Here is a 24,885-nt window from a genome sequence, read left to right as displayed (position 1 = left end):
CTGGTCAGGATAGCGACGATCGGGTGTCGTCCGCGCGGGGGATGCGTTAGGGGCCCCAGAACCGGGTACGCGGGTGTGGGTTCGGGCACTCCCCAGTCGCCCGAACCTCCTGTACCGTAACTTACGGCATCGTAGGTTAGGGCGCCCTTGGTAGGAAGGCGTGCCCGTGTAGGAAGAAGTGAAGCGTATGACGGCCACGCTCGACCGTTCTCAGCCCGCCGGGGAGCCCTCGGCTCCCAAGGGGCCCAAACCTGTCATCGACGGCAAGCGCGGCATCGGCGTGCAGCTGTCGGTCTACTTCGGCGTGATCGCACCGCTGCTGGCCCTGCTGGTTGCGGTGCCCTTCGCGTGGGGCTGGGGACTGAGCTGGGTCGACGTCGGCATCTTCGTGGTGTTCTACGCGGTCAGCGGGCTCGGCATCACGGTTTCGTACCACCGGTACTTCACGCACGGTTCGTTCAAGGCCAAGCAGTGGCTGCGCGTGTTCATGGCCATCGCGGGCAGCATCGCCCTGCAGGGCCCGGTGATCACCTGGGTCGCCGACCACCGCCGCCACCACGCCTTCTCCGACCGCGACGGCGACCCGCACTCGCCGTGGGCGTTCGGCACCTCGCCGTGGGCCATCGCCAAGGGCTTCTGGCACGCGCACATGGGCTGGCTGTTCGAGCGCGACCAGACCAACGCGGAGCGCTTCGCGCCGGACCTGGTGAAGGACCCGGCCATCAAGAAGGTCGACGACCTGTTCTGGCTGTGGGCACTGCTCAGCCTGACGCTGCCGGCGCTGCTCGGCGGGCTCATCTCGTGGTCGCTGTGGGGCGCGGTGACGGCGTTCTTCTGGGCCGGCCTGGTCCGCATCTGCGTGCTGCACCACGTGACCTGGTCGGTCAACTCGATCTGCCACATGATCGGCGAGCGCCCGTTCGCCGCCCGCGACAAGTCGGCGAACTTCTGGCCCCTGGCCATCTTCAGCTTCGGCGAGTCGTGGCACAACCTGCACCACGCCGACCCGACGTCCGCGCGCCACGGCGTCAAGCGCGGCCAGATCGACATCTCGGCGCGGCTCATCTGGATCTTCGAGAAGTTCGGCTGGGTGCACGACGTCCGCTGGCCGACGCCGCAGCGCCTGGCCCGAATCGCCACGGAAAAGGGCTAGTCACGGTGCTGACTGTTGCCGATCCGACCACAGCCACGGCCGCATGGCTTCGTCACAACGGTCACGTGCCGTGCGGGGGGCGGCCTACTTTTGGCCGCCTCGGCAACTAGGCTGCCCCGATGGCGGGGAGACGACGTTCGAAGCGTGAGCAGGTCACCGGGGCGCGTCCGGCAGCCCCGGTGACCCGCGTCCGCATGACCGGAACCGAGCGGCGTCAGCAGCTGCTCAACGTGGCGCGCGCCCTGTTCGCCGAGAAGGGCTTCGACGGCACGTCGATCGAGGAGATCGCGCACCGCGCCAACGTCTCGAAACCCGTGGTCTACGAGCACTTCGGCGGCAAGGAAGGCATCTACGCGGTCGTCGTCGACCGCGAGACGCAGCTGCTGCTCGACCGGATGGTCTCGACGCTGCACGGCGGCCACCCGCGGGCGATGCTGGAGCAGGCGGCGACGGCGCTGCTGTCGTACGTCGAGGATTCCCACGACGGCTTCCGGATCCTGGTCCGTGACTCCCCGGTGGCGAGCTCCACGGGCACGTTCTCCACGGTGCTGAACGACATCGCGAGCCAGGTCGAGCACATCCTGGCCCAGCAGTTCGGCTCCCTGGGCTACGACGAGAAACTGGCCGCGCTGTACGCGCAGGCACTGGTGGGCATGGTGGCGCTGACCGGCCAGTGGTGGCTGGACGCGCGCAAGCCCAAGCGCGACGAGGTGGCGGCGCACCTGGTCAACCTGGCCTGGAACGGGTTGTCGCACCTGGAGCACAAGCCGAAGCTGCGGCTGGGTTAAACGGCTCGACAGCCCTGCGACAGTGGTGGCATGGCCGACCTTCCGACCTTGCGGCTCATGCAGGGCCTGGCGCAGCGGATCACCGCCACCCACCCGGAGCTGGTCAACAGCGACGCCTCGTTCGGCGAGCTGGCCTGGAACTGGGGCCGGACCCGCGGCGAGGGCGAGAGCCGGCTGTGGTTCTCCGACGGCGAGCTCGTCGCCTGGGGCCGCGCCGAGCTGCCACGCCGGGTCCGGCGCACCGACGGTTCGGTCAAGGACATCACCGGCGCGTACCTGGCGTACCAGGTGCATCCCGGGCACGCGGAGCTGGTCGACGAGGTGATCGCCTGGTTCGAGGCCACGGCTCCCGGCGTCTCCCGCACGGTGCTCCCGGCGGCGGCCGACACGTTCGGGTTGCGGCGCTGGGCGGCGCACGGCTACGAACCCGACGCGCCCGACGCGTGGTCACAGCTCAACGAGCGCGAACTCGCCGACGTGGCGGAGCCGTCGCTGCCGGCCGGGTTCTCCTTCCGCACGGCCGCGGAGGTCTCGCCGGAGGCCGTGGTGCAGGCGCATGTGGACGCGTGGGCCCCGACGTCGTACTCGCTTTCGTCGTACCTCGGTGTCCGGCAGGCGCCCGGCTACCGCGGCGACCTGCACGTCCTGGTCGAAGCGCCGGACGGGACGATGGCGTGCTCGGCGATCATGTGGCTCGACGAGGTGAACGCGACGGTCGAGTTCGAGCCGGTCGGCACCCACCCGGGCTTCCGGCGCCTGGGGCTGGCGCGCGCGATGTTGCGGCACGGCATGCGCTTGGCCGCCGCGGCGGGCGCCCGGCACGCGACGGTCGCGTGCATGGGCGAGCCCGAACCCGCGCGGGAGTTGTACTACGGCGTGGGGTTCCGGGCGTTTTCGCGCGACGCGCCGCTCATCAAGGCCAACTGACCGGTCGTCACCGCAGCCGGCCGACGGCGTGCAGGTGGTCGAAGATCTGCTGGGCCACCAGGGAAACCCGCGGCCGGTCCGCGTAGGCGAGCCAGGCGATCTCCTCGATCTCCGCGCAGGCCCGCGGTGTCCCTCGGAATTCGGCCGAGTAGGCCGTCGTGCGGACGAGCGTTCCGGCCGCGTGGCCGTGCGCCTGGCCCTCGAACGTGCCCGCCGGGACGATCGACTCGGCGTCGATCTCCACCCCGAGTTCCTCCCGGATTTCCCGGACCAGCGTCTCGGCATCGGTCTCGCCCGGCTCGCGTTTGCCGCCGGGCAGGTAGAACTTGTCCTTGCCACGGGACCGCGCGGCCAGGATCCGGCCGTCCGCCACGTGGATCCAGGCGATCTTGTCGATCACGCCAGCGCCGCCAGTGCCTCTTCGGTCGTGTCGTAGCCGTGGTCGGCGGCCGCGCGCAGGGTCGACTCGCCGCGGTAGGGCGTGGTGGGCAACACAACGATCCGCTCCTGCAGGTCAACCAGCACGAGCGCGGTGGTGGCCGGGTCGATCTCGCTCATGCCCCGATCCTAGGCACTAGGGTCGGGTTCATGGCGAACAACAGGGAAATCGTGGTGACGGGCGGCGGCACGGGCATCGGGTACGCCGTGGCGGCGGCCTTCGCCCAGGCCGGCGAGCGCGTCACGATCACCGGGCGCCGGGAGAAGGTGCTCACCGAAGCGGCGACGCTGGCGGGTGCGCGGCCCGTCGTGTTCGACGCCGCCGATTCCGCGGCCGTCGAGGCCGCACTGGCGGAGCTGCCGGACCGTGTCGACGTGCTCGTCAACAACGCGGGTGGCAACACGGACTTCTCCGACGGCGCAAGCGAACCGGGTCTCGCCGGCTTCGCGGCCGCGTTCGAGCGGAACCTCCGGTCCAATGTGGTCAGTGCCGCGCTGGTGACGCACGCGCTGCGTGACAGGCTCGCCGACGGCGCGCGGATCGTCACCATCGGGTCGATCGCCGCGCACCTCGGCGCCGGGTCCTACGGTGCCGCGAAGGCCGCGGTCGAAGCGTGGAGCAAGAGCGTGGCCCGAGAGCTCGGGCCGCGCGGGATCACCGCGAACGTCGTCGCGCCGGGGTTGATCGGGGACACCGAGTTCTTCCACGGGCAGCTCAGCGACGAGCGGCGCGAAACGCTGATCGGCAACACGATGAACAAGCGCCCGGGCACCCCGGACGACGTCGTGGCCGCGGTGACGTTCCTGGCGAGCCCCGCCGCCGGCCACGTCACCGGGCAGGTGCTGCACGTCAACGGCGGCGCCTACCTGGGCAACTAGAGCCGATCGGCCGATGCGCAGGCCGGGTTGTCCGCCGGATGGCCGGAACAGCCCGGCTCATCGGGTGATCCCCGCGCCCCGCCTCCGCCATAGCTTCGGATTCCTCACGGATCCGGCGGAGGTGACCTGGTGTTCAAGCTCGACGACGTCAAGGTGCGCGTGGCCATCGCGGCCGTCCTCGTGGTCGGCGGCGTGATCACCGCCGTCGCGTTGAACAGCGGTTCCGGGAACGACGGCTGGCGCGCCGCGTGCGGCTCGGCGCCGGCCGCCCCGGCGGGCCGGCAGGCGAGCATCGTCGCCGAAGCCCGGAAGGCGCTGCTGAGCACCGGGAACGATCCGCGCCTCGGGATCGAGATCGTCGACCTCGATGCCTGTGCGGTCGAGACGAGCTGGAAGGCCGACCAGCCCCAGCCCGCCGCGTCCGTCGTGAAACTGCTCATCGCCCTCGACCTGATCGACCGCTCCGGCGTGCCTTCGGACGGCGAAGCGACGGCCGTCCACGCGATGCTTTCGGCCAGTGACGATCGCGTCGCCAGCCGCCTGTGGCAGCAGAACGGCGGTCCCGAGATCGTCCGGCGGCAGACCCGGAAGCTGGGGCTGGCGCGCACGGAGCCGCCCGCCGACCCCGGCAAGTGGGGCTCCACCCGGATGTCGCCCACCGACGTCGTCGCGACCTACCGGTACCTCACCGCGGGACTGTCCGCGGAAGGCCGCGAGTTCATGACCGAAGCGATGGCGAGCGCCCCGCGCGCCGCGGCCGACGGTTTCGACCAGCACTTCGGGATCCCGAGCGCGTTCACGGGCGCGGCCTGGGCGGTCAAGCAGGGCTGGGGCAGTTCCGAGGGCAGGCGGGTGCTCAACACCACGGGCCTGGTCCGGACCACGTCCCGCACCTACGCCGTCGCGGTGATGGCGTCCTGGAGCGACACCATCGACTGGCCCACGGCGACGGCCGCCGTGACCACCGCCGTCGGCGCGCTGAAGGGTTCGCTCAAGGCCGCCAAGGTCTGAAGCGGCCGGTTTGGATACCGGTCCCCGGGTCGCCAGGTCGGCGATGGCGCCCGGGGACCGGCGCGGTGCTGCCGCGGGAACGCACTCTTCGGACCGCGTCCAACACGCGTCGAGGGTGGGCGAAACTCTTGGTGCACACCATGTTCCGCGATCCGCCCCCCGCGGCGGAAGTGTCCACGGCACGCCACGGCCGTGCGTTCTGCACGGTCAGGCGGGCGTGACCTTCAGCAGCTTGTCGTCGCTGCCGTCCGACGTGGTCACGTACAGGGCGCCGTCCGGGCCGGTGCGGGCCGCGCGCAGGCGGCCGAACTGGTCGTCGAATTCGGGCGGCAGCGTGACGTCCAGGACCTTGCCGGCCGGATCCAGGTGGTACAGCAGCAGTTTCTGGCCCTTGAGCGCCACGACGACGAGCGCGCCGTCGTTCGGGCCCCACTGGGCGCCGGTCAGGAAAGCGCTGCCGCAGATCGCCTCGGTGATCTTCCCGGACGTCCACAGTGGACTCACCGCGTCCGGGAAGCGCTGGAGGTCGGTCATCGGGACGCTCTCGTCGTAGCTCGTCTCGGTGCCGCCCTTCGACGGGTCCCAGCCGTAGTTGCCGCCGGGCTTGAGCAGGTTGACCTCGTCGTCGAACGTCGGGCCGTGCTCGGCGGTGATCACCTGGCCGCTGCCCGGCCGGATCGCCACGCCCTGCACGTTGCGGTGGCCGTAGGTGTAGATCAGGCGTTCGCGCGGGTCGGCCGAGGAGATGAACGGGTTGTCCGGCAACGGGTTCCCGGTCTTCGCGTCCAGCCGCAGCACCTTGCCGCCGAGGGAGTGGCGGTCCTGCGCGACCGACGCGCGCGCGGTGTCGCCGGTGCCGACGAGCAGCGCGCCGTCCGGCGCGAACGTCGGGCGGCAGCCGGAGTGCCGTCCGCTCGGGTTGACCGGCAGGCCGGTGAGCAGGTTCTTGACCTTCGTCGCGCTCGCGCCGTCGTCGGCCAGCTTCCAGGTGACCAGCCGGATGTCGACGGCCTTGCCGCCTTCCTGGTGGTCCTGGCAGGTGATGAACTCGCGGCTGGTCGCGAAGTCCGGGCTGACGACCATGCCGAGCAGGCCGCCTTCGCCCTTGACGAGCACGTCGGAGAAGTCGGCGCGCACCTCGGCGGCCTGCCCGTTGCGGACCAGCGCGAGCTTGCCGGGCCGCTGCGGCACGAGGATGCCGCCGTCGGGCAGGAAGCCGACGTCCCACCCGTGTTCCAGCCCGGCGGCCACCGTCTCGACCTTGAACTTCCCGCTCGCGGCGGCCGGGGTGGCCGCCGGCGGGACGCTCTGCACCGGCTCGCTCGCCGCTCCCGAGCAGCCCAGGAGCAGCAGGGACATGACTCCGATGAGACCCAGCGCACACCGCATAAGGCTCATCCTGCCACCAAGCGGTGAAATCGCCGTTCGCCGCCACGCGCGTGCGGAGCGCCAGGGCGGCCGGTCACCCGGCGGCGCTGGTGCCGTGCAGCCGTTCCGCGGTCTCGGCGTCCGCGGGCAGGAACGTCTCCAGCTTCAGTTCGGACACCGTCACGTCCGCCGCCGTCGCGAACGTCGTGATCGCCGTGATCAGCCGCAGCTCGCCGATCGACGTCGCCAGGCGGACCGGGACCGCGAACCCCAGGTGCTCCGGGCCGGGCGCCGCGGGCGGCGGCAGATAGCCCTCGAGCTCGGCGAGCTGGGCCGCCAGCCGCTCGTCCGGGGTGCGGGCCAGGTCGTTGCGGATGCGCTCGAGGATGTGCCGCGCCCAGTCGTCGAGGTTGCGCACGCGCGGCGCCATCCCGCGCGGGTGCAACGCCAGCCGCAGCGTGTCCACCGGCTCGTGCAGCAGCTCCGGCGCGACCCCCTCGGTGAGCAGCCGGAACCCGTCGTTCGCCGCGACGAGCACGCCGTAGCGGTCGACGACGATCGCCGGGTAGGGCCGGTGGCCGTCCAGCAGGCGCCGCAGGCCGTCGAGGACCGGCCGGATCGCCGGGTCGTCGAGCCGGGTTTCGGGGTACGTCGGCGCGTAGCCCGCGGCGTGCAGCAGGCCGTTGCGCTCGCGCAGGGGCAGCTCGAGGGATTCGGCGACGCGCAGGACCATGCCGCGGCCGGGCACCGACCGCCCGCTCTCCATGAAGCTCACGTGCCGCTGCGTCGTGCCCGCGCGCAGCGCCAGGTCGAGCTGGCTGAGCCGCCGCCGGGTGCGCCAGTCCTTGAGCGCCGCTCCGAAGTCCACGCCCTCATCCTGCTCGGGGAGTCCATTCCCCGCGGGGAATTGAGGACATACCCCGCCGCGGCGAAGCTTCGGGTCATGACGAACTACGGCCTGGTCATCCCGACCTACCAGCCCATCCTCGACGCCGGGCGGACCGCGCCCGAGCTGGTCGAGACCGCCGTCGAAGCCGAACGGCTCGGACTCGACTCGGTCTGGGTCGGCGACACCCTCGCGCGGGCCCCGCTGGACGCGCTCACGATCCTCGCCGCCTTCGCCGCCCGGACATCGCGGGTGACGCTGGGGACGTCGGCGCTGCTCCCCGCCCTGCGAAACCCGATCCTGACGGCGAACCAACTGCTCGGCATCGACCTGCTCAGCGGAGGACGGCTCACCGTGGCCGTCGGGGCGGGTTTCGCCGGCCGGAGCGAGCCGGAGTTCGCGTTCGCGGGCGTCCCGTGGGAGCGCCGCCGGGCCCGGCTGGACGACATCGTGGCCCTCTGGCGCGCGGCGTGGAGCGGGGCGAAGTCCTTCCACGGCTCGGTGCTGCACCACGACTCGCTGCCGGAGTTCCCGGCGCCGGCCCGCCCGGGTGGCCCGCCGGTGTGGCTGGCGGCATACACGCCGGGCGCGCTGGAGCGGGTCGGCCGGCTGTACGACGGCTGGCTGCCCTACCCGCCGGACCCCGCGGACTACGGCGCCGGCCTCGCCCGGATCCGCGCCACCGCGGCCCGCCCGGTGACGCCGGCGTTGTTCGCGACGGTCCTGGTCGAGGCCGACGCCGACCGGGGAGGCGACCTCCTGGAGGAGTACTGCCTGCGGAACTACGGGCGGCCGGCGAGCTTCGTCCAGGGGATCCAGATGCAGGTGACCGGCAGTGCCGGGGAAGTGGCGGCGCAACTGCGGAAGTACCAAGGCGTGGAGCACTTCCTGCTGCGCATCGCGAGCACGGAACCGAAGGTGTTCGACGAGCAGCTGCCGCGTGTTGCGGAGGTGGTGAATCTGCTGCGCGACCAGGCGTGATCGAAAACTTGTCAGGGGTGGCACGTAGGCTGGGACCGTGACCGACGCTCCACTGTCCGGACTCCTCACCGCCATCCTCCCCGACCCGGCCCTGCGCGGCGTGGTCGAGCGTGCCGGCGCGCCGCTGCTCGAGCTGCAGGGCCCGATCGCCGCCCGGCAGCTCGTCGCGGCCGCCGTCGCCGCCGAAGCCGGCGCGGCCAAGCCCGTGCTCGCCGTCACCGCCACCGGCCGCGAGGCCGACGAGCTGACCGCGTCCCTCGGCGCGCTCCTGGGCAGGCAGCGCGTCGCCGACTTCCCGAGCTGGGAAACCCTCCCGCACGAGCGCCTCTCCCCGCGCGCGGACACCGTCGGCCGCCGCCTTCAGGTGCTGCACCGGCTGAAGACGGGCGACGACGAACTGCGCGTGGTCGTCGCCACCGTCCGCAGCCTGATCCAGCCCATGGCGCCCGGGCTCGGCTCGCTGCGCCCGATCGACCTCGTCGTCGGCGAGGAGACGCCGTTCGAGGAACTGCTCGAGCGGCTGGTCGAGCTGGCCTACACCCGGGTCGACATGGTCGAGAAGCGCGGCGAGTTCGCCGTCCGCGGCGGCATCCTCGACCTGTTCGGGCCCACCGCGCAGCACCCCGTCCGGGTGGAGTTCTGGGGCGACGAGGTCAGCGAGATCCGCGCGTTCGCCGTCTCCGACCAGCGGTCGCTGCCCGGCGAGATCCCGCGGGTCACCGCGCCGCCGTGCCGCGAGCTGCTGCTCACCCGGCCGGTCAAGGAGAAGGCCGCGGAGCTGGCGAAGACGTACGAAGCCGACGCGCACCTGGCCGAGATGCTCACCAAGCTCGCCGACGGCATCCCGGTCGAGGGCATGGAGGCGCTCATCCCGGTCCTCTGCGAAGGCGAGCTGGAGCTGCTCACCGACGCGATGCCGGCGGGCACGCACGTGCTGCTGACGGACCCGGAGAAGATCCGCGCCCGCGCCGCCGACCTCGTCCGCACCGGCCAGGAGTTCCTCGAAGCGTCCTGGACCACGGCCGCGGCGGGCGGCCAGGCCCCGATCGACCTCGGCGCGTCCGCCTACCGCGGGCTCGACGAGATCGCGTCCCACGCGCAGGACACCAAGCGCGCCTGGTGGACGATCACCCAGCTGACCAGCGAAGACCCCGACGTCTACCGGGTCTCGGTCGAGGCCGCGCCTGCGTACCGCGGCGAGCTCGAGCGCGCCACGGCAGACCTGCGCGCGCACACGGCGGCGGGCGGCACGGCGGTGCTCGTCGTCGCCGGCCAGGGCACCGCGGCGCGCGCGGTGGAGCAGCTCACGGCCGCCGACGTCCCGGCGACGCAGGCCGGCGATGGCCTGGCCCAGCCGCCGGCCGCAGGCATGGTCACGGTCACCTGCGGCGGCCTCACCGACGGCTTCGTGTCGCCGGAGCGCGCCCTGGTGGTGCTGAGCGAAGCGGACCTCACCGGCCGCGGCGCGGGCGCCGGAACGTCCACAAAGGACCTGAACACCAAGATGCCGTCCCGGCGGCGCAACGCGGTCGACCCGCTGGCGTTGAAGGCAGGCGACTACGTCGTGCACGACCAGCACGGCATCGGCCGGTTCGTCGAGATGGTCCAGCGCACGGTCGCCGGCGCCACCCGCGAGTACCTCCTGCTGGAGTACGCGTCGTCGAAGCGCGGCCACCCGGGCGACAGGCTGTTCGTGCCCACCGACCAGCTCGACGAGGTCTCCCGCTACGTCGGCGGCGAGCTGCCCACGCTCAACAAGCTCGGCGGCTCCGACTGGAAGAACACCAAGGCCAAGGCCAAGAAGGCGGTCAAGGAGATCGCCGCGGAGCTCGTCCAGCTGTACGCGGCGCGCCAGGCCGCGCCCGGGCACGCGTTCGGCGCGGACACGCCGTGGCAGCACGAGCTGGAAGACGCCTTCCCGTTCACGGAGACCAACGACCAGCTGGCCGCGATCGACGAGGTCAAGGCGGACATGGAGCGCGGCGTCCCGATGGACCGCGTCATCTGCGGCGACGTCGGCTACGGCAAGACCGAGATCGCGGTCCGCGCGGCGTTCAAGGCGGTCCAGGACGGCAAGCAGGTCGCGGTCCTGGTGCCGACGACGCTGCTCGCCCAGCAGCACCTGAACACGTTCACCGAGCGCATGCGGTCGTTCCCGGTGACGATCAAGGGCCTGTCCCGCTTCACGAACAAGGCGGAGTCCGACCTGATCCTGGAGCAGCTGGCCGCGGGCGAGGTCGACATCGTCATCGGCACGCACCGGCTCCTGCAGACGGGCATCCGCTACAAGGACCTGGGTCTCGTGATCGTCGACGAGGAGCAGCGGTTCGGCGTCGAGCACAAGGAGCACATCAAGGCGCTGCGCACGCACGTCGACGTGCTCACGATGTCGGCAACGCCGATCCCGCGCACGCTGGAGATGTCGCTGGCCGGCATCCGCGAGATGTCGACGATCCTGACCCCACCGGAGGATCGCCACCCGATCCTGACGTACGTCGGCGCGTACGACGACAAGCAGGTGGGCGCGGCGATCCGCCGCGAGCTGCTGCGCGACGGCCAGGTCTTCTACGTCCACAACAGGGTGTCGTCGATCGAGAAGGCGGCGCGTCGGATCCGCGAGCTGGTACCGGAGGCCCGGGTCGTCACCGCGCACGGCCAGATGAACGAGGAGAAGCTCGAAAAGATCATCCAGGGCTTCTGGGAGAACGAGTACGACGTGCTCGTGTGCACGACGATCGTCGAAACCGGCCTGGACATTTCAAATGCCAACACCCTCCTGGTCGAGCGCGGCGACCTGCTGGGCCTGGCCCAGCTGCACCAGCTGCGCGGCCGGGTCGGGCGAGGGCGCGAGCGCGGGTACGCGTACTTCCTGTACCCGCCGGAGGCCCCCCTGACGGAGACGGCGCACGACAGGCTGGCAACGATCGCCCAGAACACCGAGCTGGGCGCGGGCATGGCGGTCGCGATGAAGGACCTCGAGATCCGCGGCGCGGGCAACATCCTGGGGGCCGAGCAGTCGGGCCACATCGCGGGCGTCGGGTTCGATTTGTACGTGCGCCTGGTGGGCGAAGCGGTCGACGCGTTCCGGCGCCACGCGGGCGCGGAGCCGACAGAGGAAGAGGAGCTGGCAGAAGTCCGCGTGGACCTCCCGATCGACGCCCACATCCCGCACGACTACGTGCCCGGGGAGAGGCTGCGCCTGGAGGCATACCGCAAGATCGCGGCGGCCCCGGACACGGAGGGCCTGGACGCGGTCCGCGAAGAGCTGATCGACCGCTACGGCCAACCACCGGCACCGGTGAACAGGCTGCTGTCGGTGGCAAAGTTCCGGCACACGTGTCGTGAAGCGGGCGTGACAGAGGTGGCGGTCCAAGGCAACACGATCCGCTTCGCCCCGCTGCCACTGCTGGATTCACAGATGGTGCGCTTGAAGAGGCTGTACCCGAAGGCGGTGTACAAGGCGGTGACGAACACGGTATCGGTCCCGAAGCCGACGGAGGGCCCGGCAGGAGGGCGAATCGGAGCACCGACGCTCAGGGACGAGGAATTGTTGGACTGGTGCACGAAGCTCCTGGTCCAGCTGACGAAGAAACCGGCGGCGGTGTAGGCGCAGCAAAACCGGCCACCGAAGCGAACGAAACCGCCGGCCGGCAACGCAAGCCGGCCAACGACGTCACCAGACGTCCCCCGCGGCAGACGTCCCGGCAAAAGACAAAAGAATGTCCTCGCCGGACGGCAGGCTCCGGGATGACCCAAGAACCGCTGTCCCCTCACGCTGGAGAGGTAGGCCGCTGGGTGGTCATCCCGTCGCCTGGACGAGGCCTGTCACTTTGAGCCGGGCCCGCAAGCTTGCGCTGTCATCTCACGTCAAACTGGTGGTTGCGGGCCCGGCTCAAAGTGATTTCACGGCCTCAGGCGACGGGATGACCACCCTGCTCCTTTGATCGTGGGGCTTCCCTAACTCACGTCGCTGAACATTGGTGGCCGCGGCTCCGCCAGCCCCATCCGGACCGACTCCGTCGGTAGCGGCACTGCGCCGGCTCCCGCCATCGGTCGCGGGCGGGGGTGGCGGGGCATTCTCGACCCCGCGCCGCCGCCCCTGCCCGGGTACACCAGCAAGCCTCGCGCTGGGTCCGGGACCGCGTCCAGTGCCGCCGTCACTGCCGGCAGGGTTCGGAACGCGTCTCTCTGGTGCTCCGTCGAAAATTCGATCTCCAGTACCACGCCCCAGCGGTGCTCGTGCCAAACCCACTGCTCAGCGCCGTGCGTCAGGGCCGCTTCGGCCAGTGCGTCGCCGCGGGACAGGCGCCACAACGAGGCCGAATGCTCGCCGTCGAAGACTTCGATCGTCAGCCAGTGGTCCATATGTCGACATTAGCTCCGGTGTGACCTCATGGGTGTTGCGTTTCGGAGGCGATGGTGTGAGAGGGTATGCGTTGTGATGCGGATCATCGGGCGCCCTCGCGCGCTGGTCGCCGTTGTTGCCGGTGCACTTCTGCTCGCCGGGTGCGGGTCGGGCCCCAGCCAGGTCGGTGCCGCCGCCGTCGTCGGTGACCGCACCGTCTCCATCGACCAGGTGCAGGCGCTGATCGACAAGGCCGTCCGCGAGCAGCCGTACGCGCAGAAGCTCGCCGCCGAGCACAAGCTCGAACTGCTCGGGCGGACCGCGGTCACCCAGCTCGTCGCGCACGAGCTGCTCCTCCAGGCCGCCGAAAAGCAGGGCATCACGCCCAACTACGGGCAGATCGACGCCCAGCTGGCGAAGGACCCGCTCAACGGCCCGGTGCCGGCCGACGCGAGCAACGAGGCACAGGCCGTCAGCCAGGTGGTCACCCGCTCCCGCGACCACCGCGAAGGGCTGACCGACACCTACCTCGCCCAGGCGCTGGCCGAAAAGCTGCTCCCGAACCTGTCGGTCACCTTCGACTTCACCACGATCGGCTCGATGCCGGACCCCAACACCGGCTCCGCGCTCCAGGGCGACGACGCGAAGAAGGCGGCCCTCGAGCTCGCCCGGCAGTTCGCCGCCGACCCGGCGGCCGCGGCCAAGCGGATCGGCTCCGACGTCCAGTACGAGGCCCAGCTGCGGCAGCAGGCGAAGCAGGCGGGCCGGAACGTCGACAGCATCCCGCCGCTGTCCGGCCTCGGCGACACCGTGCCCGCCACGCAGGCCGGCGCCCTGGCCTCCACCCCGGTCTTCGGGTCGCCCGCCGGCACCGTCGTGGCCGTCCCGTACCCGAGCCAGGACCTGGCCGGCACCTGGTTCGTCGGGGTGGTCCGGCAGCGCACGGACGACCGGGCCATCGCCACGGAACGGACGCCGGAGCTCGACGCCGCCACGAAGGCCGCGATCGGCATGCGCCAGCTGCAGCCGCTGTTCGACGAGCTCGGCGTGCGCGTCAACAAGCGGTACGGCGTGTGGGACGTCGTGGGCATGAGCGTCGTGCCGAACCTGGACTCCACGCAGGGCGTCGTGCTGTCCCCGGGCGGGTCCGGTCGTACCCAGCAGTGAACGCGGGTGTCGTCGTGGTCGTCCGCGGGACGACGCTGCCCGGTGCGGCGCTCAAGATCCTGCGGGAGTCACCCGCCGTCTACGCGGCCACGGACGTCGATCCGGCCGCGTTCGGGATTCCGCCCGTCACCGACGCGCCTTCGCTGAAGGACGTCGTGCTGCTGGCCGGGTCCCGTGACGAGCCCGCGGCGTCGCTGCTCATCGCGACCGGCGCGGACGTCATCGAGACGCCGGTGCCGCCGTTGGTCGAGGCCGCCGACGTGATGGACCGGCTCCGCTCCCCGGGCGGCTGCCCGTGGGACGCGGTGCAGACGCACGACTCGCTGCGGCAGTACCTGGTCGAGGAGACCTACGAGCTGCTCGACGCCATCGAAGAAGGCGATCGCGAGGCACTGCGCGAAGAGCTCGGCGACGTCCTGCTGCAGGTGCTCTTCCACGCGCGGGTCGCGGCCGAGGACCCGGCCGACCCGTTCGACATCGACGACGTCGCCGCGGCGCTCGTCACCAAGCTGGTCGGGCGGCACCCGCACGTCTTCGCCGACGCCGACAAGGTGCACACGGTCGAGCACCAGAACGCCAAGTGGGAAGAGCTGAAGCAGCGCGAGAAGCAGCGTCGCTCCATTGTGGACGGCGTCGCGCTCGGCCAGCCCGCCGTCGCGCTGGCCGGCAAGCTGGGCCAGCGCTCCGGGCGCGCGGGTATCCCGCTCGACCTCTTCCCCGAGGGCACCGGGGCCGCCGCGCAGCTGTTCCGCATCGCGGCCACGGCGCGCCGGGCGGGGGTCGACGCCGAGGGCGAGCTGCGGGCGCTGGCGAAGCAGTTCGCGAAGGACATCCAGGGTGCCGAGCAGGCCGCGCGCGACGCCGGGCTGGAGCCGACGACCCTGGAGGCCGACGGCTGGCGGAAGTTCTGGCCCCCGCGTCGGGTGTGACGCAGCACACAATCGGGTGAGAACCGTTTCCGGGACCCCGGCGTCTTGCCTGGTGTGAGACACCAGCCACTGGAGGATGCCGACGAGGCCCACCTCGTCCGGCGCACGGCCAAGGGCGACCGCGCGGCGTTCGAGGAGCTCTACCGCCGCACGGCGCCCTGGCTCGCGGTGCGCCTGCGCCGCCGGTGCGCGGACGAGCAGATCGTCGCCGAGGTCATGCAGGAGACGTTCCTGGCCGTCTGGCGGGCGGCGGAGTCGTTCGCGGGCACGGCGACCGGCGGGAGCGCGGTCGGCTGGCTGTGGACGATCGCGGCGCGCCGGCTGGTCGACGCCTTCCGGCGCCGGGCCCACCACGCCCAGCCGCCCCCGGAGGTGGCCCTCGACGCGGCACCGGTGGCGGCGGCCGAGGACGAGCTGCTGGCGACGTCGATGGACGACGAGGTCGGCACCGCGCTGCGCGACCTCGCGCCGGAACTGCGCGCGGTGCTGCAGGCGATGGTGCTCGACGGGCTGACGGTCCGGGAGACCGCGGTGCTGCTGGGGTTGCCGGAGGGCACGGTCAAGACACGCGCGCGGCGGGCGCGGATCGCGATGCGGGAGGCGCTGTCATGAACCACGCACCAGAACGGCTCCTCGCCGCGTACGCCGCCGGTGACGAGCTGCCGGGTGACCAGCTGTGGGGCCTCGAAGCCCACCTCGAGACGTGCCCGGCGTGCCGGGCGCGGCTCGCCGAGGTGGCGCCGGTGCAGCCGGTGGTGGACGCGGTCTGGAACCGGCTTTCGTTCGAGGTCCTGCTGCCGGCGGGCCCGTTCCACGAGCCTTACACCCCCCGGCCGCAACCCCGGCGGCGCAGGCGGCGGGCCCGGTGGCTCGACACCTGGGTCACGCCCGCGATGGCGCCGTGGCTGGCGACGATCGTGGCCGTCACCCTGGTCGCCGTCCTGCTCGATGGCGTCTGGCACGCGATGCTCGACGTGGCGGCCGTCCAGCTCTTCGCTCCGGTGCTGCCGGTGCTCGGGGTCGCCGCGTCGTGGGCGCGGGGGCTCGACCCTGCTTACGAGGTCGTCACCGCGACGCCGCGGGCGGGGCTCTACCTGATCGTCCGGCGGACGGTGGCGGTGCTCGCCGTCGTCCTGCCGGTGCTGGGGGTCGCCGGGTGGCTGACCGGCACCGCCCCGGCGCTCTGGCTGCTGCCGAGCCTGGCCTTCGCCACCGGCACGCTCGCGCTCGGCGGCCTGGTCGGGGTCAGCCGGGCGGCGTACGCGCTGATCGCGGTGTGGGTGGCGGTCATCGTGCTGCCCGCACTCGTCCAGCGCGGGCAGACGTTTGCGCTCACCACCGGCGCGTGGCCGGTGTGGGCGGGGATCTTCGCGTTGACGACGGTGGTCGTCGCCCTGCACAAGGGCGCGTTCACCCGGCTCGGCGCGCGCAACTAGGGAGGAAGAACATGCGTGCTGTCGGAGCCGCCGAGGTCGCGCCGACCACCTACGCCTGGGAGATCCAGGCCGAAGGGCTGAAGGTGCGGGTGGGACGGCGGAAACTGGCCGTGGACGGGCTGGACCTGTCGCTCGGCAAGGGGGTGCACGGCTTGCTCGGGCCGAACGGCGCGGGCAAGACGACGCTGATCCGGGCACTGGCGACGGTGCTCCGGCCGGCGGAAGGCAGGTTGTCGCTGCTCGGTGTGCCGGTCGGGGGGTACACGGGGCAGCGCGGCCTGCGCCGGCGGATCGGCTACCTGCCGCAGAACTTCGGGTTCTACAAGCGGTTCACCGTCCGGGAGTTCGTCGAGTACCTCGCCTGGCTCAAGGAAATGTCCAAAGAGGACATCCCGGGGGCGGTGCAGCGGGCGATCGAGCGGGTCGGGCTGGCCGACCGGGCCGACGACCGGATGAAGACGCTGTCCGGCGGCATGGTGCGGCGGGTCGGGATCGCGCAGGCGATCGTCAACGACCCGGACATCCTGCTGCTCGACGAGCCGACCGCCGGGCTCGACCCGGCGCAGCGCGTCCGGTTCCGCGAACTGGTGCAGGAACTCGGCCAGGACTCGTGCGTGCTGATCTCGACGCACCTGGTCGAAGACGTCGCCACGGCCTGCACGGACGTCGTGCTGTTCGCGGCGGGCAAGCTGGTGTTCCAGGGCACCCCGGACGAGCTGGCCGCGGCGGGCACGGCCGAGCATACGGGCGACAGTCCCATCGAGCGTGGCTATTCCGCGCTGCTGAACCACAAGCCGGGCCAGGGGGCGTGGTGATGATCCTGCGCACCGAACTGCGGCGCTCGATCGCGCCCTGGGCCGGGCTGGCGCTGCTCGTGGTCGCGCTCGGCTTCCTGTTCCTGCTGTCCGGGCCGTGGTGGAAGGTGCCCGCGCCGTGGACGGGGAACACGACGACCACCGCGCTGTGGCTGCGGTTCCTGCTGGTGTTCCTGTGGCCGATCGCCGTCGGCGCCGGGGCGATCCAGGGCATGCGCGAAAGCCGTTCCGGCATGGTCGAGCTGCTGACGACGACGTCCCGCCCGGGCTGGCACCGGGCGGCGAAACTGGCCGGTGCCGTGGGCGCGCTGAGTGCGCTCGGGTACCTGGTGGTGTTCGGCGTCGGCTTCGCCGAGGTGCTCGGCCACGGCGGGTTCGTGTCCGTGACTTTCCTGCCGGTGCTGCTCGTCGGGCTGCTCGCCGTCGTGGCGGGGAGCTGGGCCGGCCTGGGGATCGGGCGGCTGCTGCCGCACCCGCTGACCGCGCCAGCGCTGGCCGTGCTGACCCTGGTCGCGTCGGTGGTGGCCTGGACGTCGGTCGAGGCGGGTGTGCTGTCGATGTCGTACACCCGGTTCGCGTTGCTGGCGCCGGCCCTCGGCCAGCCGCGGGGCGTGCTCGTGACGACGCCGGTTTCGCTGGACCTCGGGCAGGCGGCGTGGTTCGCCGGCCTCGCCGTGACGGGCTTCCTGCTGCTGGCGGCGAACTCGGTGCGGGCCAGGGTCCTCGGCCTGCTGCCGGTGGTCGCCGGGGCGGCCATCGCCCTGCCGGTCGTCCCGGCGTCCGGCGGCGAGCTCCTGGTGCCGGACAGCGTCGCCGCCGAGAAGGTGTGTGACGGCCCGATCTGCGTCAGCCGGGCGCACGAGGAAAGGCTGGCCGCGCTGGCCAGGCCGGGTCGCGAAGCGCTGGCCATGCTGGCGAAGCTGCCCGGCGCGCCGACCCGGGTCGAGGAGCAGACAGCGCCGAACTCCGTCACCGGCCCGGTCCCGCGCGATCCCGGCGTCGTCTACCTGGACTTCCAGCGCAACGACGTCCTCTTCACGGCGGGCGCCGGCGACCTGAAGCTCGCGGTGCTGGGCGGCGCCGGGCTGCCCTCGTGCGACCCGCCGTACGGCGCCAGCCTGGCCGACTGGGGCGCCCGGATGATCGCGGCGGCGTACTTCACCGGCGAGCTGAAGCCGTTGCCCGAGTTCGGCGCGCGGTGGGTCGTCCGCGAAGACGACCCGATCGAGCAGGCCTGGGCGAAGTTCCGCGCGCTGCCGGCGGAGGTCCGGTTCGCCCGGATCGTCACGCTGCGCCAGGTGCTCCTGACCTGCCAGGGCGACCCGCTCGACACGCTGGTGCCGGGAGCTCTCCGATGAGGTGGGCGGCGCTCTACGCGCGTTCGCGGCAGCTGCCGGCGGCGTTCACGGCCCTGCTGGTGACGACGGCCGGGCTGTGGTTCCTGACGCGCGACTCGTGGTCGCCGGTGCTGGTCATGCTGACGCTGACCTCGGCGGTCGCGGTGGCGGCGATCGGGCTGAGCGGCCAGGACGCCGACCTCGACCGGTCCGCGGCGCTGCCGTGGCCGGTGCGGCGGTTCGCGCACCTGGCCCTGATCGGCGTCGTGGCCGGAGCGCTGGTGCTGGGGGTGCAGGAGCTGGGCACGTCGGCGGTGGCCGCGTCGATCATCGTGCGTGACGCCGCCGGTCTGGCGGGCCTGGCCGGCCTGGCGGCCACGATCGCGGGCGGCCAGTTCGGCTGGACGCTGCCGCTGGCGTGGTGCGCGATCAGCCCGTTCGTCCCGCACGACGGCTCGACGGCCGGCCGGGTGACGGCATGGCTCCTGCAGCCCGCCGGAACTCCCGCGGCGACCTGGACGGCGGTGGTCCTGGCGGTCGCGGGAGCCGGGACGTACACCGCCTGGGGTGGCCGCCGCTAGCGCCCCAATGTGGCGTTCGGTGCGTTGGACGCACCGAACGCCACATTGGGTGCGTTGGACGGGCACTGCGGCGCGGAGCGCCTCCGTTGAGGGTGGTGGCGGGGGCATGGATGGAGCAACCAACGCCACATTGGGGCGTTTGGGGCCGGGGTCAGACGTTGCGGATGTTCGCCTCCAGCTCCAGGGGCTCCCGGTCCCAGTCCTCGACGCCGAAGGCGATGATGCGCTGCGGGTGGATGCGGATCACCGCGTCGTCGAGGTGGTTGTCCGGGAGGCTCACCCCCACCAGCGCCTCCGCGCGGCCCCGGATCTCCAGGCAGCGGACCCGCCACGGGTTCGTCGACGGCACGTCGTCGACGACGAAGGCGACCTTGTCGTGCGTCGCGATGTTGCGGAACTTCTTGCTGTTGCGCAGGTTGTGCCCCGTGACGTCGATCGTCTTCTCGTCCGGGTTGTAGCGGAAGCCGACCGGGCTGTTCTGGAGGGTCCCGTCCGGCTGCTGGGTCGCCAGCCGGCCCAGCGGCTGGGCGGCGAGGTAGGCGAGTTCTGCTTCGGTGAACATGCCCGAAGCCTCCAACTTCAAGCTCCCTTGAAGTCAAGCACCAGCGAGGCGAACCGCGCGCCGATCCGGCGGTGGGCCGCCGGGCACGGGTGGAGGTCGTCCGGCAGCGGCAGCTCCGCGAAGTCCGGCGGGCCGTACAGCGCGAGGCCGTCGAGGTAACGCAACTGCGGGTCCGACGCCTGCCGCTGCGCAGTGATCCGGGCCAGCTCCTCGCGGATGATCTCCAGCGTCAGCTTGCCCGGACCCGGCTCGCCGGTCGCGCGGAACCGGACTTCGCCGCGGGCCAGCGCTTCGTGGTCGAAGTCGCCGGGGCCCGGTGTCCGCTCGTGGATGGGGCAGTACAGCGGTGAGACGACCACCAGCGGGGTGTCCGGGTGGCCGTCGCGGATCGTGTCGAGGAACCCGTGCACCGCGGGCCCGAACGCACGCAGGCGCATCAGGTCCGCGTTGACCACGTTGATCCCGAGCTTGACGCTGATCAGGTCGGCGGGCGTGTCGCGCAGGGCCCGCGCGGTGAACGGGTCGAGCAGCGCCTGTCCGCTGAAGCCGAGGTTCACCAGGTCGACGCCGGCGGCGGTGGCGGCGAGCGCCGGCCACGTCGTCGCGGGGCTCGCCGCGTTCGAGCCGTGGCTGATCGAACTGCCGTGGTGCAGCCACACCCGGCCACCGGGCGCGGGTGAAACCGGCGCGTCGGCGCGCAGGGCGACCAGCTCGGTCAGCTCGTTGTGCGGCAGCCAGAGCTCGACGTCCTTGGGCTGCCCGCCCAGCCCGGCGAACCGGACGACACCCGGGGGACCCGCGGTGAACGACGACGCCCCGGTCGCCATGTCGACGTCCAGGGTGTTGCCGCCGTCGACGCTCGCCTGGGCGGCCAACGAGCCGTCGACCACCAGGTCGTACACGCCGTCCGGGCGCGGCGGGGCGCCGGCGTAGACCTGCTTGGTCCGCAGCGTTTCCAGCTCGACGACGTCCGCCGTGGTCCGGAACCGCAGCCGGACGCCGGCCGGCTGCGCCTCGGCCATGGCGAGCCGCGGGTCGGTGTTCTGCGCCCGCGCGCGGGCCGGGAGCCGGTGGGGCACCAGGCCACGTTCGGTGCGTTCGAGTTCGAGGGCGCCGCGGACGAGGTCCGCGGTCAGGGGGATGTCGATCAAGACCGTGGCCAATCGCGCAGGAGGGAATCGAGGACGGCGAGGATGCGGACCCAGCTCTCGGGCGCGGCGGGTGCGCTGTGGTCGAAACCGCCCTGGGTTTCGAGGCTGACGAACCCGTGGAAGACGCTGCCCAGCAGGCGCACGGCGTGCGTCTCGTCCGGCCCGGTCAGGTCGTAGCCGCGCAGGATCGCGCGCATCAGCCCGGCGTGCCGGGGCCCGGCGCTCGCGACGGCGGTCTCCGGATCGAGCCGCAGCTGCGCGGCCGCGTACCGGCCGGGGTGCTCGCGGGCGTAGTCGCGGTAGACGTCGGCGAAGGCGACGAGCGCGTCCCGCCCGGCCCGGCCGGCGAGTGCGGCGGCCGCCCGGTCGGCGAGCTCGTCCAGTGCCAGCAGCGCGACCTTCGTCCGCAGGTCGTGCGCGTTCTTGACGTGCGAGTACAGGCTGGCGACCTGGACGCCGAGCCGCCGGGCCAGCTCCGACGGCGTCACCCGGTCGAAGCCGGCCTCGTCGGCCAGCTCCGCCCCGGCGCGCACCACGCGTTCGGTGGTCAGTCCTGCCCGTACCATCAGCCTTCTCCCGGTTGCCTAAGGATAGGCTAGATCAACCTAAAGGCTTTAGGCAACTCAGGAGAACAGAGCGTCCGCCCAGCTCGACTCGCGGGTCACGCCCGGCGGGACCGCGAAGTGCGCCGAACCCGTGTGCTGGACGTACTCCATCATCGCGTCCTTCGACGACAGCGCCTGCTGCATCGGCACGTACTGCTTGCGGGTGTCGCGGTTGAACGCCAGGAAGAACAGCCCGGCCTCCAGGTGCCCGACGCCATCGGAACCGTCGACGAAGTTGTAGCCGCGGCGCAGGATGCGGACGCCGTTCAGCGCCTGGTGCGAGGCCAGCCGGACGTGGGCGTCCTCCGGGATCACCTTCTCGCCGCCCGCGCCGCCGACGTCGAGGTCCAGCTCGTCGAACTCCGCGGTCTGGCCCAGCGGGGCGCCGGCGCCCTTCGTGCGGCCGACGATCTTCTCCTGGCCGTCGAGGGTTTCGCGGTCCCACGTCTCGATGTGCATCCGGATCCGGCGCGCCACCAGGTACGAGCCGCCCGCCATCCACGCCTGCCCGTCGGCCGCGGAAGCCCACACCTGGTCGCGCAGGAAGTCGGTGTCCTGGGCCTTGATGTTGTTCGTGCCGTCCTTGAAGCCGAACAGGTTCCGCGGGGTCGGCTGTTCGCGCGAGGTCGACGAGCTGCGGCCGAAGCCGAGCTGCGACCAGCGGACCTCGGTGACGCCGAAGCCGAGCCGGACCAGGTTGCGGACCGCGTGCACCGCCACCTGCGGGTCGTCCGCGCAGGCCTGGATGCACAGGTCGCCGCCGCTGCGGGCCGGGTCGAGCTTGTCCTTCGGGAACAGCGGGAGGTCGATCAGCTGCGGCGGGCGCTTGGCCGCCAGGCCGAACCGGTCGTCGAACAGCGACGGCCCGAAGCCGATGGTCAGCGTCAGGTTCGACGCCGGCAGGTCGAGCGCCTCGCCGGTGTCACCGGGCGGGGCGTACGCGCCGCTGCCCACCGCGCCGTTCGCGACGACCTCCTGGCCCGCCGTCATCCGGCGGGCCGCCTCGGTCCACGTCTTGAGCAGCTGACGCAGCTTCTCGCGGTCCTTCGTCGTGACGTCGAGGGCGGCGAAGTGCAGGTTGGCCTGCGCCGGCGTGACGATCCCGGCCTGGTGCTCGCCGTGGAAGCCGACGGTGTTCGTCGACGCCTCGGCGGTACCGGTCGTCGCCTTGTCGATCCCGATGCCGGCGGCGGCGCCGGCCCCGGCGAGCGCGACCCCCGCGCCCGCCAGGCCGAAGAGCTTCCGCCGCGAGACTCGCGTGCCCTCTTCCGACGTCACTTGGAGACGACCTCCGCAACCTTGCTCAGCGGTTCGCTCAGCGCGTCGACGGCCGAGGCGAACTCCTTGACCTGGTCCTGGGAAAGCTCGGTGTAGAGCTTGAAGCCGTCACCGGCGCGCTGCTTGTCGAGCAGGCCCTGGACGTTCGCGAACTCCTTGTCCAGAGTGGACACCAGCGCCGGGTCCTTCGCCTGCAGGATCGGCCGCAGCGAGGCGATCGCGCCCTTCGAGCCGTCCACATTGGCCTGGAAGTCCCAGAGGTCGGTGTGCGAGAACGCCTCTTCCTCGCCGGTGATCTTGCCGGTCGCGACCTCGTCGAGCAGGCCCTTCGCGCCGTTCGCGAGGTCCAAAGCGGACAGTTCGAGGGTCTTCGTCTTGGCGACCAGGTCCTTGACGTCGGTCACCAGCTTGTCGGCGATCTGGGCGCTGTCGGGCTGCAGCCCGGTCTTGAACAGGTCCTTCTCCAGCCGGTGGAAGCCGGTGAACTGCTGGTTCGGCTCGAGGTCGGCCTCGCGGACGTCGATGGCCGGGTCGAGGTCGCCGAACTTCTCGGCGACCGGCTCGATGCGCTCGTAGTAGACGCGGGTGCGCGCGTACGCGGCCTTCGCCTCGTCGACCTTGCCGGCCTTGACGAGGTCGGCGAACTTCACCGTCTCGTCCTGCAGTGCGGTGGTGTTGTTCGCGATGTAGCCGGCGTAGCTCTTGGTCGCCTCCGCCTTCTGGGCGTTGGTGTCGTTCTGCTTCGCGACGCCGCCGGTGACGGTGAAGTCGCCGCGGATGCCGTTGCCTGCCATGCCCGGCTTGCACGCGGTCTGGTACTTGCCCGCTTCGGCGACCTCGACGATCAGCCGGCGGTTCAGGCCGGGGGCGATGTTCTCGACCTCGCCCATGATCCGGTCGCCCTCGGCGTAGAGGTAGAACTCGGTGACCTTGGTGCCCTTGTTGGTGATCTCGAAGGTCACGTTGCCCGCGTTGGCCGTGGTCGCGGAGACCTCGCACGCGGTGTCGGACGCCGAGACCTTGATCGGGCCGCCGGCCGCGGCGCCGGTGTCGCTCTTGCTGTCGCACGCGGCCAGCGTCACCAGGGCGGCGGCGCCGGCCAGTACGGCCAGCGAGGGGGTCTTGCGCACGGTCACTCCTTCGAGGCGGCCGCGGCGGCGGGCGCCGGCGCGGTCTTCTTGCTGGGCTTGAGGAAGAGGGGCAGCACGACGGCGACGTAGGCGACCCAGGCGATCGCCTGCAGCACGGTCGTCTGCTGCGAGTAGTTGAAGATGCCCTTGAGCAGGGCGCCGTACCAGGACGTCTCGGGCAGCGCCGCCGACGCGTCGAACGCGAGCGTGTTGATGCCGGGCAGGAAGGCGGCCTCCTGCAGGTCGTGGAGGCCGTAGCCGAGCACGCCCGCGGCGACGAACACCAGCAGGACGCCGGTGATCGTGAAGAACTTGGTGAGGTTGAAGCGGACGGCGCCCTTGTAGAGCAGCCAGGCGAGCACCACCGCGGCCGCGATGCCGACGGCGAACCCGATCAGCGGCTGCACGGTCTCGTCCTGCGCGGCCTGGACGGTGGAGTAGAAGAACACCGCGGTTTCCAGGCCTTCGCGCCCCACCGCGAGGAACGACAGCAGCAGCACGGCGGCCGGGCCGACGTTCAGCGCGTCGTCCATCTTCCCGCGCAGCTCGGCGGCGATGCTCTTCGCCGCCTTGCGCATCCAGAAGATCATCGCGGTGACGAACCCGACGGCGACGATCGAGAGGCTCCCGCCGAGCAGTTCCTGGTGCTCGAAGGACAGCTGGGCGGTCGAAAAGGTGAGGATCGCGCCGATCGCGACCGACAGCAGCACCGCGGCGCCGACGCCCGGCCACACCCAGCGCAGCGCGTGCCGCCGCTCGGTCTTGACGAGGAAGGCCACCAGGATGCTGACGACCAGCGCGGCTTCCAGGCCTTCACGCAGCCCGATCAGCGCGCTCGAGAACAACACCGGTGCCTCCCTGAGTTTCTGGGTCCAGGAAGTTTTTAGGTAAGGCTCACCTGTAAGTCCAGCGAGCGTACGCCCGCGTTCGGCGCAGGAATCGGGCAAATAGGACTCGACCGCGAAGTTAGGTTAGGGTAACCGCAGGTCAGGGCCCTGCGCGTCGACTCGATAACGAAATCTGTGACGTCGCTGGCAGGGGGATTGTTTTTACCGTCTGCTTGCCTGGTCAGCCGCTTGGGGGACCCCCTTGAGTGGCTCCGTAACCTGTTCGAGTGG

Annotated in this window: 24 protein-coding genes; 14 read left to right on the top strand and 10 right to left on the bottom strand. The window is 71.7% G+C overall.

Going from position 1 to position 24,885, the window contains the following annotated elements; all coding sequences use genetic code 11:
- Positions 1 to 187 precede the first annotated feature (187 nt).
- The 3 genes from BLW76_RS43305 to BLW76_RS43295 all read left to right on the top strand — a co-directional run bounded on the left by BLW76_RS43305 (position 188) and on the right by BLW76_RS43295 (position 2,868).
- Entirely contained in the window at positions 188 to 1,153 is a 966-nt protein-coding gene (locus tag BLW76_RS43305; protein ID WP_091318082.1) for an acyl-CoA desaturase, read from the top strand.
- A gap of 194 nt (positions 1,154 to 1,347) precedes the next feature.
- Complete coding sequence (locus BLW76_RS43300) at positions 1,348 to 1,941, top strand: TetR/AcrR family transcriptional regulator (protein WP_091320611.1); 594 nt, start codon at positions 1,348 to 1,350, stop codon at positions 1,939 to 1,941.
- A 30-nt stretch (positions 1,942 to 1,971) separates the two neighbouring features.
- Positions 1,972 to 2,868, top strand: a complete 897-nt coding sequence (locus tag BLW76_RS43295) for a GNAT family N-acetyltransferase (protein WP_091318080.1) — start codon at positions 1,972 to 1,974, stop codon at positions 2,866 to 2,868.
- 7 nt (positions 2,869 to 2,875) lie between these two features.
- Here BLW76_RS43295 and BLW76_RS43290 read toward each other — a convergent pair whose 3' ends face one another.
- Entirely contained in the window at positions 2,876 to 3,268 is a 393-nt protein-coding gene (locus BLW76_RS43290; RefSeq protein ID WP_091318079.1) for an NUDIX hydrolase, read from the bottom strand.
- Positions 3,265 to 3,426: a cysteine hydrolase family protein gene (locus BLW76_RS50250; RefSeq protein ID WP_244170595.1), complete on the bottom strand. Its 162-nt coding sequence runs from the start codon at positions 3,424 to 3,426 to the stop codon at positions 3,265 to 3,267. Before BLW76_RS50250 ends, BLW76_RS43290 begins: the two co-directional genes overlap by 4 nt.
- A gap of 30 nt (positions 3,427 to 3,456) precedes the next feature.
- Here BLW76_RS50250 and BLW76_RS43280 point away from each other — a divergent pair, with 30 nt between their 5' ends.
- Both BLW76_RS43280 and BLW76_RS43275 read left to right on the top strand, forming a co-directional pair.
- Positions 3,457 to 4,185, top strand: a complete 729-nt coding sequence (locus tag BLW76_RS43280) for an SDR family NAD(P)-dependent oxidoreductase (protein ID WP_091318077.1) — start codon at positions 3,457 to 3,459, stop codon at positions 4,183 to 4,185.
- 129 nt (positions 4,186 to 4,314) lie between these two features.
- Positions 4,315 to 5,196: a class A beta-lactamase-related serine hydrolase gene (locus tag BLW76_RS43275; RefSeq protein WP_244170594.1), complete on the top strand. Its 882-nt coding sequence runs from the start codon at positions 4,315 to 4,317 to the stop codon at positions 5,194 to 5,196.
- A 207-nt stretch (positions 5,197 to 5,403) separates the two neighbouring features.
- Here BLW76_RS43275 and BLW76_RS43270 read toward each other — a convergent pair whose 3' ends face one another.
- Both BLW76_RS43270 and BLW76_RS43265 read right to left on the bottom strand, forming a co-directional pair.
- Positions 5,404 to 6,585 carry a PQQ-dependent sugar dehydrogenase gene (locus tag BLW76_RS43270; RefSeq protein ID WP_091318074.1) on the bottom strand — a complete coding sequence of 394 codons (1,182 nt, stop codon included), beginning with the start codon at positions 6,583 to 6,585 and terminating at the stop codon, positions 5,404 to 5,406.
- Between the two features lie 73 nt (positions 6,586 to 6,658).
- A complete protein-coding gene (locus BLW76_RS43265; protein ID WP_091318072.1) occupies positions 6,659 to 7,432 on the bottom strand; it encodes a helix-turn-helix domain-containing protein in 774 nt (257 codons plus the stop codon).
- Positions 7,433 to 7,507: 75 nt separating this feature from the next.
- Here BLW76_RS43265 and BLW76_RS43260 point away from each other — a divergent pair, with 75 nt between their 5' ends.
- The 9 genes from BLW76_RS43260 to BLW76_RS43215 all read left to right on the top strand — a co-directional run bounded on the left by BLW76_RS43260 (position 7,508) and on the right by BLW76_RS43215 (position 19,041).
- The gene (locus tag BLW76_RS43260) at positions 7,508 to 8,431 is read left to right on the top strand and encodes an LLM class flavin-dependent oxidoreductase (protein WP_091318071.1); all 924 of its coding nucleotides are present in this window, start codon (positions 7,508 to 7,510) and stop codon (positions 8,429 to 8,431) included.
- Positions 8,432 to 8,483: 52 nt separating this feature from the next.
- Positions 8,484 to 12,038 carry a transcription-repair coupling factor gene (mfd, locus tag BLW76_RS43255; protein WP_091320608.1) on the top strand — a complete coding sequence of 1,185 codons (3,555 nt, stop codon included), beginning with the start codon at positions 8,484 to 8,486 and terminating at the stop codon, positions 12,036 to 12,038.
- 834 nt (positions 12,039 to 12,872) lie between these two features.
- Positions 12,873 to 13,943 (top strand): SurA N-terminal domain-containing protein, encoded by a 1,071-nt coding sequence (locus BLW76_RS43245; protein WP_091318067.1) that lies wholly within the window; start codon positions 12,873 to 12,875, stop codon positions 13,941 to 13,943.
- Positions 13,940 to 14,872 (top strand): nucleoside triphosphate pyrophosphohydrolase, encoded by a 933-nt coding sequence (locus BLW76_RS43240; protein WP_091318065.1) that lies wholly within the window; start codon positions 13,940 to 13,942, stop codon positions 14,870 to 14,872. Before BLW76_RS43245 ends, BLW76_RS43240 begins: the two co-directional genes overlap by 4 nt.
- Before the next feature lie 54 nt (positions 14,873 to 14,926).
- Positions 14,927 to 15,484: an RNA polymerase sigma factor gene (locus BLW76_RS43235; protein ID WP_091318063.1), complete on the top strand. Its 558-nt coding sequence runs from the start codon at positions 14,927 to 14,929 to the stop codon at positions 15,482 to 15,484.
- The gene (locus BLW76_RS43230; RefSeq protein WP_091318062.1) at positions 15,481 to 16,308 is read left to right on the top strand and encodes a zf-HC2 domain-containing protein; all 828 of its coding nucleotides are present in this window, start codon (positions 15,481 to 15,483) and stop codon (positions 16,306 to 16,308) included. The genes BLW76_RS43235 and BLW76_RS43230 overlap by 4 nt, the downstream gene beginning before the upstream one ends.
- Positions 16,309 to 16,319: 11 nt before the next feature.
- Positions 16,320 to 17,123 carry an ABC transporter ATP-binding protein gene (locus BLW76_RS43225; protein WP_091318060.1) on the top strand — a complete coding sequence of 268 codons (804 nt, stop codon included), beginning with the start codon at positions 16,320 to 16,322 and terminating at the stop codon, positions 17,121 to 17,123.
- Positions 17,123 to 18,481, top strand: a complete 1,359-nt coding sequence (locus BLW76_RS43220) for a hypothetical protein (RefSeq protein ID WP_244170593.1) — start codon at positions 17,123 to 17,125, stop codon at positions 18,479 to 18,481. The genes BLW76_RS43225 and BLW76_RS43220 overlap by 1 nt, the downstream gene beginning before the upstream one ends.
- Positions 18,478 to 19,041, top strand: coding sequence for a hypothetical protein (locus BLW76_RS43215; protein WP_091318058.1), 564 nt, complete (start codon positions 18,478 to 18,480; stop codon positions 19,039 to 19,041). The genes BLW76_RS43220 and BLW76_RS43215 overlap by 4 nt, the downstream gene beginning before the upstream one ends.
- Positions 19,042 to 19,192: 151 nt before the next feature.
- Here the strand turns inward: BLW76_RS43215 and BLW76_RS43210 are convergent, their stop codons facing one another.
- From BLW76_RS43210 to efeU, 6 genes are read right to left on the bottom strand one after another with little or no spacing between them, the layout of a single operon-like run.
- Complete coding sequence (locus BLW76_RS43210; protein WP_091320606.1) at positions 19,193 to 19,603, bottom strand: PPOX class F420-dependent oxidoreductase; 411 nt, start codon at positions 19,601 to 19,603, stop codon at positions 19,193 to 19,195.
- A gap of 17 nt (positions 19,604 to 19,620) precedes the next feature.
- Positions 19,621 to 20,754: a GDSL-type esterase/lipase family protein gene (locus BLW76_RS43205; protein ID WP_091320601.1), complete on the bottom strand. Its 1,134-nt coding sequence runs from the start codon at positions 20,752 to 20,754 to the stop codon at positions 19,621 to 19,623.
- The gene (locus BLW76_RS43200; RefSeq protein ID WP_167384923.1) at positions 20,751 to 21,320 is read right to left on the bottom strand and encodes a TetR/AcrR family transcriptional regulator; all 570 of its coding nucleotides are present in this window, start codon (positions 21,318 to 21,320) and stop codon (positions 20,751 to 20,753) included. Before BLW76_RS43200 ends, BLW76_RS43205 begins: the two co-directional genes overlap by 4 nt.
- Before the next feature lie 57 nt (positions 21,321 to 21,377).
- Positions 21,378 to 22,637 carry an iron uptake transporter deferrochelatase/peroxidase subunit gene (gene efeB, locus BLW76_RS43195; protein WP_091318057.1) on the bottom strand — a complete coding sequence of 420 codons (1,260 nt, stop codon included), beginning with the start codon at positions 22,635 to 22,637 and terminating at the stop codon, positions 21,378 to 21,380.
- The gene (gene efeO / locus BLW76_RS43190; protein ID WP_091318055.1) at positions 22,634 to 23,773 is read right to left on the bottom strand and encodes an iron uptake system protein EfeO; all 1,140 of its coding nucleotides are present in this window, start codon (positions 23,771 to 23,773) and stop codon (positions 22,634 to 22,636) included. The genes efeB and efeO overlap by 4 nt, the downstream gene beginning before the upstream one ends.
- Entirely contained in the window at positions 23,770 to 24,615 is an 846-nt protein-coding gene (gene efeU / locus BLW76_RS43185; protein ID WP_091318054.1) for an iron uptake transporter permease EfeU, read from the bottom strand. Before efeU ends, efeO begins: the two co-directional genes overlap by 4 nt.
- Positions 24,616 to 24,885: the final 270 nt, after the last annotated feature.

It is taken from the genome of Amycolatopsis tolypomycina (assembly GCF_900105945.1).
Taxonomy (GTDB): domain Bacteria; phylum Actinomycetota; class Actinomycetes; order Mycobacteriales; family Pseudonocardiaceae; genus Amycolatopsis; species Amycolatopsis tolypomycina.
This window is presented reverse-complemented; position numbering and strand designations above follow the sequence as displayed.

Coding starts and splice junctions, on each gene's coding strand:
- BLW76_RS43210 (WP_091320606.1), bottom strand. CDS start 19,603: ATGTTCACCGAAGCAGAACTCGCCTACCTCGCCGCCCAGCCGCTGGGC.
- BLW76_RS43260 (WP_091318071.1), top strand. CDS start 7,508: ATGACGAACTACGGCCTGGTCATCCCGACCTACCAGCCCATCCTCGAC.
- BLW76_RS43215 (WP_091318058.1), top strand. CDS start 18,478: ATGAGGTGGGCGGCGCTCTACGCGCGTTCGCGGCAGCTGCCGGCGGCG.
- BLW76_RS43245 (WP_091318067.1), top strand. CDS start 12,873: ATGCGGATCATCGGGCGCCCTCGCGCGCTGGTCGCCGTTGTTGCCGGT.
- BLW76_RS43305 (WP_091318082.1), top strand. CDS start 188: ATGACGGCCACGCTCGACCGTTCTCAGCCCGCCGGGGAGCCCTCGGCT.
- BLW76_RS50250 (WP_244170595.1), bottom strand. CDS start 3,426: ATGAGCGAGATCGACCCGGCCACCACCGCGCTCGTGCTGGTTGACCTG.
- BLW76_RS43225 (WP_091318060.1), top strand. CDS start 16,320: ATGCGTGCTGTCGGAGCCGCCGAGGTCGCGCCGACCACCTACGCCTGG.
- BLW76_RS43280 (WP_091318077.1), top strand. CDS start 3,457: ATGGCGAACAACAGGGAAATCGTGGTGACGGGCGGCGGCACGGGCATC.
- BLW76_RS43220 (WP_244170593.1), top strand. CDS start 17,123: ATGATCCTGCGCACCGAACTGCGGCGCTCGATCGCGCCCTGGGCCGGG.
- BLW76_RS43300 (WP_091320611.1), top strand. CDS start 1,348: ATGACCGGAACCGAGCGGCGTCAGCAGCTGCTCAACGTGGCGCGCGCC.
- BLW76_RS43270 (WP_091318074.1), bottom strand. CDS start 6,585: ATGCGGTGTGCGCTGGGTCTCATCGGAGTCATGTCCCTGCTGCTCCTG.
- BLW76_RS43230 (WP_091318062.1), top strand. CDS start 15,481: ATGAACCACGCACCAGAACGGCTCCTCGCCGCGTACGCCGCCGGTGAC.
- BLW76_RS43295 (WP_091318080.1), top strand. CDS start 1,972: ATGGCCGACCTTCCGACCTTGCGGCTCATGCAGGGCCTGGCGCAGCGG.
- BLW76_RS43200 (WP_167384923.1), bottom strand. CDS start 21,320: ATGGTACGGGCAGGACTGACCACCGAACGCGTGGTGCGCGCCGGGGCG.